Source organism: Vibrio sp. 1S139 (genome assembly GCF_041439475.1).
GTDB classification, from domain to species: Bacteria; Pseudomonadota; Gammaproteobacteria; order Enterobacterales; family Vibrionaceae; genus Vibrio; species Vibrio crassostreae_C.
Window position 1 is genome coordinate 17,579 of record NZ_JBGOOD010000013.1, and the last position, 13,869, is coordinate 31,447.

A 13,869-nucleotide genomic window follows, 5' to 3' on the forward strand; every position below is an offset into this window, starting at 1 on the left:
CGATTTCAACATTTCCTCGGGCAATGTGACCTTATTCAACATAGATGGGGCAAATTGCTTGATTCTGTGAGGCAAGTGTCGCAAATTGTCACGCAATAACTATTCGTAAATCAGATAATTAGAAAGGGAAATAATATGTTTAAGAAATTGAAGGCCTCGTTGGGCATCGGTGCAGCAAAGGTTGATACTGTCTTAGATAATATTGAAGTTTTCCAAGGTGGAGAGTTGTCTGGCAATGTTCACATTGTTGGTGGTGACGTTGAGCAACAAATCGACCTGATCAACTTGGTTCTCAACACAGAAGTAAAAGTAGAAACGGAAGATAGCACCAGCTACGAAACCTTTTCACTGGGTCGTATTCAAGCCGTAGAGCCTTTCGTTATCCAACCGGACGAAACCAAACTGGTTCCATTCCGTCTTAAGTTAAATGATGAAACGCCAGTCACCGCGTTGAACGCACAAATGAACCAATGCCATGTGTGGGTTGAAACCAACCTAGATATAGGCTTCGCGATTGACCCTAAAGACCGTGACTTTATCTCCGTACACCCATTGCCAACAGTGGCTAAAATCATCCGAGGCGTGGAAGCATCAGGTATGGCAATGGTGAAAGCAGACGTAGAGAAGGGCTTCTTAAAAGGCAACAGCTTTGCTTCTCGTTCGGGCTGTTACCAAGAGATTGAGTTTCGCAGCGGCGGCTTCATGAATAATAAAGAGATCGAGCTGTCATTCATCGTTGAAGGTTCAATGGTTCACTGCCTAGCAGAAATCGACCGCTCAATGAGCTTCCGCGGCGACCAATACATCTCATTCAGCTTACCTGCTAATGCGGCCGACTCAGACATTCGCAACGCTGTATCAAGAATCATGAGTGCGTAGTTCCCTCTCTGTTAGCAGTCGCTCTGTCTATTAATTAATAGAGACAATACAACTTTTCAAGCCGAACTTAACCATTCGGCTTTTTTGATTCTACTATCTGCCCCGTCCTGAAATGGGTTTACCACTGGTGCCGATAGGCCAATTGAAAAGCAACATCGGTGGAGTTGTCCATATTGAAAATGTTCTCGATTATGGATATCTCAATTGCCGAGCGTTGCATGAGATAGCGATAGCCAAACATCATTTCATTCGCGGCTTCTGAAAACTCAGTTTCACCGTCTTCTGCGCCTTCATACCAACGATACTCTAGGTGTAACTCATGATTTTCAAATAGCGTGAGTTGATATCCTCCCATCCATGACCATGTCGTTTTTTATGTGAAAAGCTATTCTCCACTTCTCTACTGGACTGATTCGCTAATCCTAAGCTTGTATAGAAGGTATTGATGTCGAGTTGGTATGCATAATTGAGTTGAGCGCTTTGTTCGGTGCTGTTTCCCTTAAATGCACCGTGGCTGACTTTGTTATGATAAAGGGAGACGCCAAAAGATAAGCCATGGTTTTCTATATCTATGATCTGATATTGGGTGTAGAGCGTGAAAGCGCTAGTCAATGTGTCGCCGGAGAAGTCTCGATTATTGACGCCATGGTCTGGTGCATAGATGTCGAATTGGTGTCTCTCTTTCTGATCTCGACCTGCTTGGTCGATGCTAAATAGGTCGTGAAAGTTAATGGTGATTTTGTCGAGATGATTATTGGCGGCGTATAACCAGCGGTAATTGAGCTCTACTTGCCACGCTGTAGTCAATTGCCATCGCAGGCCTGTTTGAAGTTGGTTTTGATAATAGTCTAAGTGATAGTCGTGGGAGTTAGCCCAGATACTCGCAGCAGTTAAGGCTGTAAATACTTCAACCTTATTCTCTTCAAGAGGGAAGCCTGAACGGAGCGACGGGGTGAGGCGAACCGACTGCAGTGGTGCTTGGGTATAACTGATTAAGGGGCCGTAATCTTTGTTGGCCCATGCGTTTGGCGCAGAAAACATGGCGGCTATTACTAGCGGTAAAGGTCGTATGAGCGATATACAAGTAGCCCGTTTCTCCATATGTACCTCATCTGCATTCCGTTGCTTCTATATAGCTTAGTTCTAAATAACTAGTTTGTAAGAGATAAGTTGAATGAGCGAACTCGGAACAGGTAGGGTGCAGTTGTTAAGTTGATACAGCTGGGTAATTAAGAGGATTAGAAGAGCAGGTAAATCATCACAAGTATGGTTTACCTTACCAAACGAAGCCGTTGGATAGCTTGCAAATCCGCTCTGTCATTGTCATTTCATATAATTTCGTTACAATGTTCGGCTACTCACAGATGTGGCATCTGTATTTGCTTCTATGTGGGTATATTTATTATGCATATATCCCCAATCAGCGTACTCGTTGATTGAAAGACATATATTAAACATTTTCATGTGTTGCTTGGTGTGCAACACCACTGTAAAGGACAAATAATGCCAATTATTACTCTTCCTGACGGTAGTCAGCGTCAATTTGACAACCCTGTATCAACTCTAGATGTTGCCCTATCAATCGGTCCTGGTCTTGCGAAAGCTACCATTGCTGGTCGTGTAGACGGCGAGCGTGTTGATGCTTGTGATCTTATCGAAAACGATGCAAGCCTAGAAATCATCACAGCTAAAGATGAAGTTGATGGCCTTGAGATCGTTCGTCACTCTTGTGCTCACCTTTTAGGCCACGCGGTTAAGCAGCTTTTTCCAGAAGCGAAAATGGCGATCGGTCCTACTATCGATAACGGTTTCTACTACGATATCGATCTTGAGCACTCTCTAACGCAAGACGATCTAGAAAAGATCGAAAAGCGCATGAAAGAGCTAGCGAAGACCAAATACCAGGTTGTTAAGAAGAAAGTTAGCTGGCAGGAAGCGCGCGACGCATTCGAAGCTCGCGGCGAGACTTACAAGATTGAAATCTTGGACGAGAACGTTTCTAAAGACGATCGTCCAGGCCTGTACCATCACGAAGAATACATCGATATGTGTCGTGGTCCACACGTGCCTAACATGAGCTTCTGCCAGCACTTCACTCTACTTAACGTAGCGGGTGCATACTGGCGTGGTAACAGTGACAACAAGATGCTTCAACGTATCTACGGCACTGCATTCCACGACAAGAAGGCACTTAAAGCTCACCTTGTGCGCCTAGAAGAAGCGGCTAAACGTGACCACCGTAAAATCGGTAAAGCGCTTGACCTATTCCACATGCAGCAAGAAGCACCAGGCATGGTGTTCTGGCACCACAACGGTTGGACTATCTTCCGTGAGCTAGAAGTATTTATTCGTCAAAAACTGACTGAGTACGATTACCAAGAAGTTAAAGGCCCATTAATGATGGACCGTGTTCTTTGGGAACGCTCTGGTCACTGGGATAAGTACGCTGAAGCGATGTTCACTACTTCTTCAGAGAACCGTGAATACGCTATCAAGCCAATGAACTGTCCTGGTCACGTTCAAATCTTCAACCAAGGTTTGAAATCTTACCGTGATCTACCGCTACGTATGGCTGAGTTCGGCTCATGTCACCGTAACGAGCCGTCTGGCGCACTTCACGGCATTATGCGTGTTCGTGGCTTCACTCAAGATGATGCTCACGTATTCTGTACTGAAGACCAAGTTCAACAAGAAGTTAAAGCTTGTATTGAAATGGTTTACGATACTTACACAACTTTCGGCTTCGAAAGCATCGTTGTTAAGCTATCTACTCGTCCAGAACAGCGTGTAGGTTCAGACGAAATGTGGGACCGTGCAGAGGCTGACCTTAAGCAAGCGCTAGAGGCAATGGACATTGCATACGAGATTCAAGAAGGCGAGGGTGCGTTCTACGGACCTAAGATTGAATTTACTTTGCATGATTGTTTGGACCGCGCTTGGCAATGTGGTACAGTGCAGCTCGATTTTGCATTACCAGAACGTTTAGGTGCTACTTACGTAGGTGAAGATAACGAGCGTCACACGCCAGTTATGATCCACCGCGCGATTTTAGGTTCACTAGAACGCTTCATTGGTATTCTTATTGAAGAATACGCTGGCTTCTTCCCAACGTGGTTGGCGCCAGAACAAGCAGTTGTAATGGGCATTACAGACAAACAGTCTGAATATGTACAAGAAATTACGAAAAAACTGCAAAAAAGTGGATTTAGAGTCAAAGCAGACTTGAGAAATGAGAAGATTGGCTTTAAAATCCGCGAACATACTTTGAAACGTGTACCGTTCATGCTTGTGTGTGGTGACCAAGAAATGGAAGCCGGCGAAATTGCAGTACGTACACGTAAAGGTAAGGACCTTGGCAAATTTAAAGTGGATGACTTTATTTCATACATCCAAGCCGAGGTTTCAAGCCGTAAGCTCAATCTGGAGGAATAGCTATTAAAGGCGGAAGACGTGGCCAACAACCGGCCAAACAAAACCAGCACCGTTTAAACGGTGACATTCGTGGCGTTCGTGAAGTGCGTCTAACTGGCGCAGACGGCGAAGCTGTTGGTGTAGTATCAATCGCTGAAGCGATGGAAGCTGCAAATGAAGCTGGTATGGATCTTGTAGAGATCAGCCCTAACGCCGAGCCGCCAGTTTGTCGTGTGATGGACTACGGTAAGTTCCTCTTCGAGAAGAGCAAAGCTGCGAAAGAGCAGAAGAAGAAGCAAAAGCAGGTTCAGATCAAGGAAATTAAATTCCGACCTGGAACTGATATTGGAGACTATCAGGTAAAACTACGCAACCTGACTGGTTTCCTAGAAGACGGCAACAAAGTGAAGGTAACAATTCGCTTCCGTGGCCGCGAAATGGCTCACCAAGAAATCGGTGTTGACGTTCTTAATCGTTTGAAAGCGGATACTGAAGAATTTGCAGTAGTCGAATCTTTCCCAACGAGAATTGAAGGTCGCCAGATGATCATGGTGTTGGCCCCTAAAAAGAAGTAATTAACGGCTTTGCAAGTAATTGAACCCTGCAGCCTCAGGTTGCGGGGTTTTATTCGCCCTAATTACTATGTTATTAACAACTCAACAATGCGGAGTTATTCATCATGCCTAAGATGAAAACCAACAAAGGTGCTGCTAAGCGTTTCCAGAAAACTGCTGGTGGTATTAAGTTTAAGCACGCTGGTAAACGTCACATCCTGACTAAGCGTACTACTAAGAACAAGCGTCAGCTACGTCCGAACTCGATCCTTCCTAAATGTGAAGTTGCTCAAGTTCTACGTATGATGCCATACGCTTAATTCTTTTTAGTTTATAAATTCGTTTAGTTTAGGAGAAGCATAATGCCTCGCGTAAAACGTGGTGTACAAGCTCGTGCACGTCATAAGAAAGTTCTAAAACAAGCTAAAGGTTACTACGGAGCACGTTCACGTGTTTACCGCGTAGCTTTCCAAGCAGTTACCAAAGCTGGTCAATACGCTTACCGTGACCGTCGCAACAAGAAACGTCAATTCCGTCAACTTTGGATTGCACGTATCAACGCGGCATCTCGTCAAAATGGTCTATCTTACAGCCGTTTCATCAATGGCCTAAAGAAAGCATCTATCGAGATCGACCGTAAGATTCTTGCTGACATCGCAGTATTCGACAAAGCAGCATTTGCTGTTCTAGTTGAAAAAGCGAAAGCATCTCTATAATTTAGAGTTAGCTTAAAGGTTTAAGAAAAGGAGAACTTCGGTTCTCCTTTTTTATTGCCTGTAATTTGGCTTTGCCATACTCTCTCGCATCTCGCATCTCGCATCTCGCATCTCGCATCTCGCATCTCGCATCTCGCATCCCGCACCTAATTTTTATTCGCTTGAACACGCATTCTGGTATATAAACATTTACCTAACCTTTAAATGTAAAGCGACCGAAATAAATGACCGCACCGACCACTATGACGTTCTTCGAACGTTTTGAAACTGACATCCTATCTGGCAAGAAGACGATTACTATTCGTGATGAATCTGAGCGAGACTACCAGCCAGGCAGTGTTGTGGAAGTATCGACGCTAGAGCAAGACCGTGTGTTCTGTAATCTTAAGATCATCAGCGTTGAGCCAATTTTGTTTGATGACTTAGGTGAGTTCCATGCTCAGCAAGAGAACATGACGCTGCAAGTACTGAAAGACGTGATTCAAGATATCTATCCAGGTATCTCTCAGCTGTATGTGGTTTCTTACGAGCTTGTGTAGCCCGCTTTAAATAGAATTGGTTGATCAATACCGCGTCTAACGCAGAGCAATGAGAAAGAGAAGTCACAATGAATGAATTACAGAATGAAACAGTTCAGAAAATTTTGCTCCAACTTTATGTCGTGAGCAAACTGAGCAGCCGTTAATTTCTAGAACTGATCTCAACATTGCTCTTTATGATAGCGAAGGCTTTCTAGCGTGGCGTGATACCAAGCGTGACTTCATTGTCAGTGATATCGAGAATCGAGTTTGGGTGAAGAGCTGTCCCGGCGGTTACATCACTGAAGTGCACTTCAATGCTGACGGTTCTTTGATTGAATATCGTTTGTTCGACCGATTTGAAACAACAGGGCAGTGGCAACTAAAAGATGGTTTGTTACACGTCGAGATTCTGAAGGGTGAGAACCGCTACCAGTTTGCTGTTGTGGCTCGTGCTGATCTTAATATTCACTCTGCAGTGGAATATAAAAATGGTGAGCTGCACTCGTATCTGAAATTGGTGCAGGCTGAGCGTTAATCCCTTTTAGCCAACCTTGCTTGTCCATTAAAATTAGTGATATTCCAAGAACAACAAAGCCAACAGTGTGAACTGACCCCCAATAGTTGGACACCAATTATTAGGGGTCTTTTTATGTCCAAATATAGCCGAGAGCTAAAATGTATCATTGCTAAGCAATACTTAGATGGCACGTCATCTCTCTACTTAGCAAAACAATATTCAATTTCTTCAAGGCAGATACGGTATTGGACTCAAGTCTTTGCCATCCATGGTACTGATTCATTTTTACCAACTAAGCATGCCGCGACTGCTCAAACAAAACGAAAAGCATTGAATTTAATGTGGACGAATGAATGGTCTCTCACGCACACTAGCGCTGTATTAAACCTCTCATCCCCTGGAATACTCTCTGTCTGGCTCAAACGATTTAATGAGCTCGGTATCAAGGGGCTCGAAATGCGCCAGAAAGGAAGACCCTCAATGAAACAGCAACCTCAACGTACCACTAAGCCTGATAATGAAATGACGCTTGAGGAGCTAAAAGAGGAGTTGGTCTACTTACGAACCGAGAATGCCGTTCTAAAAAAGTTGGAAGAGTTGGAGCAGGAAAAAAACCGTCGAACAAAGAAAAAGCGGTCATAGCTCTAACTCTTAAAGGCAAGTACCCGTTAAAGCACTTACTGCACACTCTACAGCTGGCAAAAAGTGTCTTTTATTATCAGGCTCAAACGAGCAAGCGCCCAAATAGCTACGAACGTGAGCAGCGGTTGATAAAGTCAATTTATCATGAACATAAGGGGCGATACGGCTACCGCCGTATTCACTTGGAACTAAAAAATCAGGGGTTCGTGCTTAATCATAAAACGGTTCAAAGACTTATGGCTCAGCTCAACCTTAAATCGACGGTCAGGATTAAAAAGTATCGTTCATACCGAGGAGAGTCAGGAAAAGCAGCTCCCAACGTTCTTGAAAGAGATTTTAGTACGACTCAACCCGATGAAAAGTGGGTAACTGATGTCACGGAGTTCAAAGTCAAAGAACAGAAAGTATACTTATCTCCCGTTGTCGACTTGTTTACTCAGGAGGTGGTTGCTTATAGAGTGGCCAAGAATGCCTGCTTGCCGCTTGTCACGGATATGCTGACGGAGGCTATATCAAAGCTGAAACCCAACTCAAAGCCAATTATACACAGCGATCAAGGTTGGCAATATCGCCATCGACAGTATCAGAAAAAGGTAGCGGAGAGTGGGTTAACGCAAAGCATGTCGAGAAAAGGTAACTGCTTGGATAATGCGGTTGCTGAAAACTTTTTTGCTTTACTCAAAACAGAGATGTATCACAACCAAAGCTTTGAAGATGCAGATGCTCTGATAGAGCAAATTAAAGAATACATCGAGTACTACAATACCAAACGTATAAAAGTGAAACTAAAAGGCCTGACTCCGATAGAATATCGAACTCAGGCCTTGAAAGCCGCTTAACAGAAATGTCCAACTTTACGGGGTCACTTCAGTGATGTTGGCTTTGTTGTTTTCAATTCGACCGAGTACTTCTAATCAACGCGCTATTAAGCTATTAAGCCATTAAGCCATTAAGCCATTAAGCTTTGAAGTTCGCTAGTTGACTATAAAGCTCGCTGTCTTGATCTTGCTTTGCACAAATCGTCAGTAGGTCTTCAATAAAGTACTTTAATGCGCGAGCTTCGATACGACGAATGCCTTGTTGCTGTGCTTCAGTTAGGTAGCCGTAGATAGTTGCCGCTCCAAAGTCGCCAAAGATCATCTGACCTTGTTCATTAACCAAAGTGTTGTGAGCGTATAGATCACCATGACAGACCTTGTTGGCATGAAGGTGTTCAAACACATCAATCATCTGCTCTGTAATGCTATTGATTTGAGCAATTGAAAGCTCGAAGCTTTCGTTGAAGGTATCACGAGTGCAGCTTTCAAGAGTAGGGGGCAAACCTAGGTTGTAATAGTTGCTTGGGATAAGCTCCATCACCAATGCAAGGTAATCTTGCTCGTCCACTTGGGCGATAGACTTTACTAGGTTGCTATGATGACCAGCCTGCAGACACGCTTCGAGTTCATCGTGTGGGTAACCGTCGCTTGTCACTTCTCCTTTAAATACTTTTACAGCGACTTCCTGTGGGAAATCAAAATCGCCGTTCAACCAGTTAGCATGTGAAATTACGCCAGATGCCCCCTGACCAAGTACTTGATTCAGTGAGTAGCATTGCGAGCTTACAGCAGGCACGCTATCTAAGCTGCTAGGGTGTTTGCAAAACGGGTTACCCGCAAACGCTAGCCAAGCCAGTTTTGGTAGCTTGATAAGGAACTCAGGGAATTCAGTCAACTGGTTTGCAGACAGGCGAACTAGCTCAAGGCTTGATAGGTTTTCCATGCTTTCTGGTAACACGCGAATCTTGTTACCCGCCAATGCCAGTTTCTGTAGTCGTGGTCTTTCACCTAGTGAGCTTGGCAGAATCTCAATTTCATTGTCGGTCAGGATCAACCAACGCAGTTGAGTAGGCAGAGATTGCTCGCTAACGGTTTTGATTTGATTGGTTTTGAAGCCAACCATTTCAAGCTTAGGAAGTGACCCCAGAACATCAGGCAGGTGCGTAAACAGGTTATTCGACGCGAAGATAATACGCAGGTTAGTTAGCTTTGATAACTCGGCTGGTAGGTCTGACAGCTGATTACCTGAAAGGTCTAGGATCTCAAGAGAATCTGCAAGCTCTATGATTTCTAGAGGAAACTCGGTGAGACTTTCCGACAGTTTTAAGCGCTTAATACCTTTAAGTTGCCCTGATTTTAATTGTTCTAGAGTATGCAAACCTTAGCCTTATGAATAGATGTTCGAGGCGCGTAGTTTACTTGTCTCAATCAAGAAAGGCGAGTATCCGGAAGAATACTCGCTTAACTAAACTAAGTGAACGAATTTACGAAGGTTAAAGCTGGATATGGTTTTGGCTAACGCCGACCTCCTCAACCAAATCGCTATCATGACTGACCAAGATGAATGCGCCTTGGTATTCACGCAGAGCCGAAGCCAATATTTGCTTCGAGTCGATGTCTAGGTGATTGTCTGGTTCATCTAGCAGCAGTAATGGCGAATCCTGTTTATGGCTGACGATCAACATCGCCAGTTTCATTTTCTCTCCACCGCTTAGGTGAGCTATTTTGCGGTAGACGGAGTCTCGTCTGAATCCAATACCAGCTAACAAGGTTCGTGCGTCACTTTCTGTCATGCTGCCGCTATGTGTCACCAGGCTATCGAACATTGTGTCGTTGGTGTCTAATAGTCCAAAGTGTTGATCCAAGTATACTGTGGACCCTAAGCGTTTAATGGAACCTGTATAGTTCGAGTGTTGCCCATGAATGGCCTTTAACAGCGTCGACTTTCCGCAGCTGTTTGCACCAGTGAGATAACACCGTTCACCTTGCGACATAGAAAAGTTGATACGAGCGTCAGAACCAAAACTCAGATGGCAATCTTCAACGGTTAATAGCGAGTTCTTTTTCTTGCTATTACTCTGCTGTAGATACAAGGCCTGTGGTTTTAGTTGTTCCTTTTGTTCTTTAAGAGATTGAAGCTTATGTTGGTTTTGGTCCTTTAAGTTCTTTTGACTAGTGGCTGATGCTCCTTGCGTTCGCCCTGCTTTATCTTTCATCGCATCCAATAATATCTTGGGTTGGCTACCGGACTTTCTGAGTCGATTACCTTGAGACTCACGTTGCTGTGCTTTTTCCTTATTAGCTTGAGCTTGGCGCTCCAGTCGTTTCTTTTCGGATTGGTGATGTGCAATCTGTTTATCTAGTGCATCGGCCTGATTCGACATTTGTTTGAAGTAGTCATCGTAGTTTCCTTTATAGAAACGTAACCCCAAACTGTTGAGATGGTAGATACCTTCCATTTGTCTCAATAAGCTTCGATCATGGCTGACGACAAGTACCTTACCTTCAAACAACTGGCATTGTTCTAGTAGCCAATTGCGTCCGTCGTTATCCAAATGGTTCGAAGGCTCATCGAGGATCAGTATGTCGTTATTTGATACGAATAGCTGATGAAGCTGTAACAGGGCGAGTTGCCCACCACTCAAAGAGCAACAAAGTGTGTTCAAATCACGAGTGATCTTTAATGTACCTAGCAACTGCTGGGTACGCGCCTCTAAATCCCAATCATCGCCAACGATATTGAAGTGCTGCAGTTCACAGCTACCTTGTTCTATGGCGCTTAACGCTTCTAACTTTTCGGTGAGTCCTAAGAAGTCAGCGATGGTGATGTTGGTATCCAGTAGCGTTGATGGTAACTGAGAGTAAAAGCCGATTGAACCTTGGCGCGAAACACTGCCCGTTGTGGGCTGTTTTTGTCCAACGAGCAACGAAAGTAACAATGACTTTCCAGCCCCATTTCTTCCGACTAGGCCTGTGAGGCGAGTGCTCAAATTAAAGGTGATGTTTTTGAATAACCACTCACCAGTATCGAGTTGGAATGAGAGATTATTGGCTAATATAGTCGGCATAGAAATACCTCCCTTTACGTGTAAACGAGTAAAAGGGGTGAGGCGCTTTTCTGTGCAAGCTCCTGCTGGATGCTAACAACAGATCGCCAAAGGCGTTACTTAGATAGATGACCAATGAAAGAGAGAAAGCGGTATTGAGATGGTTCCTGTCTTTGAGGTACTGATCTTAAAGATGTTTGTTTGGCAAAAAACGGATCTTTAAGAGCTTGATTTGTCGCGAAAATAGATGATGAAGTAACGCCCACTAACCCCGAGTGTCCAAATGATTTTTATAAAAATAAATCGGATGTCAGGATGTTAGTACTTCATTATGGCGTTATTCTCTTTTGAAATGATGGTGGGATGGTACTGAAAGAAAGTACTCTGAGTCAATATGTTGAGGTGATTAAATTGTGTTCAAATAATTAAAGCGCCTTTGTGGCGCTTTAGTGATCATTATTGGAAATCAGTTGAGTCTAGAACTTATATCTTTGGGTTTAGAGCTTAGAGCTTAGAGCTTAGAGCTTAGAGCTTAGAGCCTTGGGCTTAAAGCTAAAGCTACTTGGTTTGCCCACCAACGGCGCGCCAACACATATCAAAGCTATCGTTGATGTACTTCGATGTTTGCTCTGGTGGAGACTCGCTTTGTTCAATCAGCCAGTTTGCACAAATCAGAAAGTGGCTATGAATGAAGTGTCTAACAAGGTTAATGTCCAACACCATCAATTCACCATCTTGTTGCCCTTTCAAAATGATCTCGTCTAGCGATGCGAACATCTGTGAAACAATCACTTCTCGAGTTTGAGTCGTTGGGTCGAAATGAACATTGGTGAAGAACTTCATCGCAACCGGATTCTCTAATGCCCACTCAATTCCTGTGATCCACATGAACTTAAAGGTTTGGTAGCGATCTTCTACAGCCACATCAGTGTGCGGTTGAAGGGTCGAGAATAGCTCTAGCTTCAGCTCGCGAAACAGTTCATCAATCAATAGAGATTTATTCTCGAAGTGGTGGAACAACGTCGCTTTTGCCACGCCGGCTGTTTTCGCTATTTGTCCGGTAGATGTGCCCTCTAGCCCTTGTTGAGAGAAGAGCAGGAGTGCAGCATCTAGGATTTTTTGTCTTTTGGTGATCATCTATTGAGTACTTTGAACATCAGTTTCTTGATTGGGTTGTTGTAAGGAGGATGCATTAACTTGGTGAAGTTGATTTTTCCTCTACTTAGAACGGTTTTGGCATGGCTAAGGGTCTTGAAGCCCTCAATGCCGTGATAGTGTCCCATGCCTGAAGGGCCGATGCCACCGAATGGTGCGTCTTCTGCAGCCACATGCACCAAAGAATCATTAATACACACGCCGCCAGAGTGCGTGTCTGATAAAAGCTTGTCTTGGGTTTCTTTATTATGGCTCATTAGGTACAGAGCCAGTGGGCGTTCTCTCTCTGTGATGTAATTGATTGCTTCTTCGATGGAATCATAAGGCACGATAGGCAAAACAGGACCAAACAGCTCTTCTTGCATCGCGAGCATCTCATCGTTCACTTCGGTGAGAAGGTGCGGCGTCATTCTGTGGTTTACATCGTCTTGTGCTTGTTCGGTTACCGTGTGAATAACCGCGCCTTTGGCTTGTGCGTCTTCAATGACACCTTTCAAGCGATTGTATTGGCGCATGTTGATCACTGAGGTTAAGTCTTTGCTCTCAATACCGGCTTTATAAAGCTTCTTGAAATAACGCTTATAGGCTGTGATGAACTCGTCTGATTTTTCTCGCGGCAATAAGATGTAATCAGGCGCTACACATATCTGGCCAGCGTTTAGACTCTTGGCAAACAAGATACGTTCAACAGCGTCAGCCACATCAAAGTCAGGGGCAATGATGGTTGGAGATTTGCCGCCTAATTCCAAGGTAACTGGTGTTAAGTTGTTAGCCGCTGCTCTCATAACGTGTTTACCCACAGCGGTTGAGCCTGTGAAAAGGATATGGTCAAACGGCAGTTGGCTAAATTTAGCGGAAACGTCAGCTTCGCCTTCGATAATCGCAACCTGATCTTCACTAAAGCCTTCGGCCAACATCGCTTTTAAAACTCGGTTGGTCGCTGGAGTAAACTCCGACATCTTGAGCATCGCCGTGTTGCCCGCTGCTAACGCTGTGATCAGAGGGCCTAAAGAGAGCATGACTGGGAAGTTCCAAGGCACGATGATACCAACCACACCTACTGGCTGATAATGCACAGTAATCTTGGCTGGTGTTAGCATCAAGCCGGCTTTTCGACGTGAAGGCTTCAACCACTTCTTCAGGTTTTTATCACTGTAATTGATCTGGTGTAGGGAAGGGGTGATGTCAGCAATTAAGCTGTCGTGCTCTGCTCGATGGCCATAATCTTCTGATACCGCTTCAATTAACTGCTCTTGGTAGCGCATTAATAGCTTTTTCAAGACTGAGAGATCATTTCGTCTCTGATCAAGTGTTGGATTAACGTTGTTACGGTAGTGATCTTGTTGTCGGTTGAATATTTGATCCATGTCGTTGGTGCTCGACGTGTTTGGTTCAAGGTCTAGATTATGGCTCATAGTATCCCCTAAATTCGAAGGCTGACCGATTGGTTGGTCAGTTAAAATTACAAGAAGATTGAACCGAATACAAGATATGCGCGAGAAAAGTTCAAAAATTGAGCGGTTACAACATTGAAGTGAGCGAGTTCTAGTAGGAAGAATGAAGTGTTTATCGGCATCGAATCGCGGGACACAAGCTGTGTTGGTGATAG

12 protein-coding genes and 2 pseudogenes are annotated in these 13,869 nt (G+C 44.2%); 9 read left to right on the top strand and 5 right to left on the bottom strand.

Annotated features, from left to right (window positions below):
* Nucleotides 1-135 precede the first annotated feature (135 nt).
* A complete protein-coding gene (locus ACED46_RS06590) occupies nucleotides 136-879 on the top strand; it encodes a sporulation protein (RefSeq protein ID WP_017059779.1) in 744 nt (247 codons plus the stop codon).
* A 118-nt stretch (nucleotides 880-997) separates the two neighbouring features.
* Here the strand turns inward: ACED46_RS06590 and ACED46_RS06595 are convergent.
* Nucleotides 998-1,920: pseudogene (locus tag ACED46_RS06595) on the bottom strand (DUF3187 family protein).
* Nucleotides 1,921-2,382: 462 nt separating this feature from the next.
* On the opposite strand from ACED46_RS06595, the gene thrS reads away from it, so the two are divergent.
* The 8 genes and pseudogenes from thrS to ACED46_RS06635 all read left to right on the top strand — a co-directional run bounded on the left by thrS (nucleotide 2,383) and on the right by ACED46_RS06635 (nucleotide 8,079).
* Nucleotides 2,383-4,311, top strand: a complete 1,929-nt coding sequence (gene thrS / locus ACED46_RS06600; protein WP_017059786.1) for a threonine--tRNA ligase — start codon at nucleotides 2,383-2,385, stop codon at nucleotides 4,309-4,311.
* Between the two features lie 2 nt (nucleotides 4,312-4,313).
* Nucleotides 4,314-4,865: a translation initiation factor IF-3 gene (infC, locus tag ACED46_RS06605; protein WP_076654893.1), complete on the top strand. Its 552-nt coding sequence runs from the start codon at nucleotides 4,314-4,316 to the stop codon at nucleotides 4,863-4,865.
* 104 nt (nucleotides 4,866-4,969) lie between these two features.
* Nucleotides 4,970-5,164: a 50S ribosomal protein L35 gene (gene rpmI / locus ACED46_RS06610; RefSeq protein ID WP_004738430.1), complete on the top strand. Its 195-nt coding sequence runs from the start codon at nucleotides 4,970-4,972 to the stop codon at nucleotides 5,162-5,164.
* Between the two features lie 42 nt (nucleotides 5,165-5,206).
* Nucleotides 5,207-5,560 carry a 50S ribosomal protein L20 gene (gene rplT / locus ACED46_RS06615; protein ID WP_004733517.1) on the top strand — a complete coding sequence of 118 codons (354 nt, stop codon included), beginning with the start codon at nucleotides 5,207-5,209 and terminating at the stop codon, nucleotides 5,558-5,560.
* Between the two features lie 224 nt (nucleotides 5,561-5,784).
* Nucleotides 5,785-6,099, top strand: coding sequence for a N(4)-acetylcytidine aminohydrolase (yqfB, locus tag ACED46_RS06620; protein ID WP_017063603.1), 315 nt, complete (start codon nucleotides 5,785-5,787; stop codon nucleotides 6,097-6,099).
* A gap of 68 nt (nucleotides 6,100-6,167) precedes the next feature.
* A pseudogene (locus ACED46_RS06625) lies at nucleotides 6,168-6,616 on the top strand (hypothetical protein).
* Nucleotides 6,617-6,730: 114 nt separating this feature from the next.
* The gene (locus ACED46_RS06630; RefSeq protein WP_029235845.1) at nucleotides 6,731-7,240 is read left to right on the top strand and encodes a helix-turn-helix domain-containing protein; all 510 of its coding nucleotides are present in this window, start codon (nucleotides 6,731-6,733) and stop codon (nucleotides 7,238-7,240) included.
* Nucleotides 7,237-8,079, top strand: a complete 843-nt coding sequence (locus ACED46_RS06635) for an IS3 family transposase (RefSeq protein ID WP_371721134.1) — start codon at nucleotides 7,237-7,239, stop codon at nucleotides 8,077-8,079. Before ACED46_RS06630 ends, ACED46_RS06635 begins: the two co-directional genes overlap by 4 nt.
* A 118-nt stretch (nucleotides 8,080-8,197) precedes the next feature.
* Here the strand turns inward: ACED46_RS06635 and ACED46_RS06640 are convergent, their stop codons facing one another.
* The 4 genes from ACED46_RS06640 to ACED46_RS06655 all read right to left on the bottom strand — a co-directional run bounded on the left by ACED46_RS06640 (nucleotide 8,198) and on the right by ACED46_RS06655 (nucleotide 13,675).
* Nucleotides 8,198-9,436 carry a leucine-rich repeat-containing protein kinase family protein gene (locus tag ACED46_RS06640; protein ID WP_371721123.1) on the bottom strand — a complete coding sequence of 413 codons (1,239 nt, stop codon included), beginning with the start codon at nucleotides 9,434-9,436 and terminating at the stop codon, nucleotides 8,198-8,200.
* Between the two features lie 115 nt (nucleotides 9,437-9,551).
* Complete coding sequence (locus ACED46_RS06645; RefSeq protein ID WP_371721124.1) at nucleotides 9,552-11,126, bottom strand: ABC-F family ATP-binding cassette domain-containing protein; 1,575 nt, start codon at nucleotides 11,124-11,126, stop codon at nucleotides 9,552-9,554.
* 537 nt (nucleotides 11,127-11,663) lie between these two features.
* Nucleotides 11,664-12,242 (bottom strand): TetR/AcrR family transcriptional regulator, encoded by a 579-nt coding sequence (locus ACED46_RS06650; protein ID WP_017066051.1) that lies wholly within the window; start codon nucleotides 12,240-12,242, stop codon nucleotides 11,664-11,666.
* Nucleotides 12,239-13,675 carry a coniferyl aldehyde dehydrogenase gene (locus ACED46_RS06655; RefSeq protein WP_017070227.1) on the bottom strand — a complete coding sequence of 479 codons (1,437 nt, stop codon included), beginning with the start codon at nucleotides 13,673-13,675 and terminating at the stop codon, nucleotides 12,239-12,241. The genes ACED46_RS06650 and ACED46_RS06655 overlap by 4 nt, the downstream gene beginning before the upstream one ends.
* Between the last annotated feature and the right edge of the window lie 194 nt (nucleotides 13,676-13,869).

What these genes read in the sequence shown, in the direction of transcription:
- thrS (WP_017059786.1), top strand. Translation starts at nt 2,383, where the DNA reads ATGCCAATTATTACTCTTCCTGACGGTAGTCAGCGTCAATTTGACAAC.
- rplT (WP_004733517.1), top strand. Translation starts at nt 5,207, where the DNA reads ATGCCTCGCGTAAAACGTGGTGTACAAGCTCGTGCACGTCATAAGAAA.
- ACED46_RS06655 (WP_017070227.1), bottom strand. Translation starts at nt 13,675, where the DNA reads ATGAGCCATAATCTAGACCTTGAACCAAACACGTCGAGCACCAACGAC.
- ACED46_RS06645 (WP_371721124.1), bottom strand. Translation starts at nt 11,126, where the DNA reads ATGCCGACTATATTAGCCAATAATCTCTCATTCCAACTCGATACTGGT.
- ACED46_RS06590 (WP_017059779.1), top strand. Translation starts at nt 136, where the DNA reads ATGTTTAAGAAATTGAAGGCCTCGTTGGGCATCGGTGCAGCAAAGGTT.
- ACED46_RS06650 (WP_017066051.1), bottom strand. Translation starts at nt 12,242, where the DNA reads ATGATCACCAAAAGACAAAAAATCCTAGATGCTGCACTCCTGCTCTTC.
- rpmI (WP_004738430.1), top strand. Translation starts at nt 4,970, where the DNA reads ATGCCTAAGATGAAAACCAACAAAGGTGCTGCTAAGCGTTTCCAGAAA.
- ACED46_RS06630 (WP_029235845.1), top strand. Translation starts at nt 6,731, where the DNA reads ATGTCCAAATATAGCCGAGAGCTAAAATGTATCATTGCTAAGCAATAC.
- yqfB (WP_017063603.1), top strand. Translation starts at nt 5,785, where the DNA reads ATGACCGCACCGACCACTATGACGTTCTTCGAACGTTTTGAAACTGAC.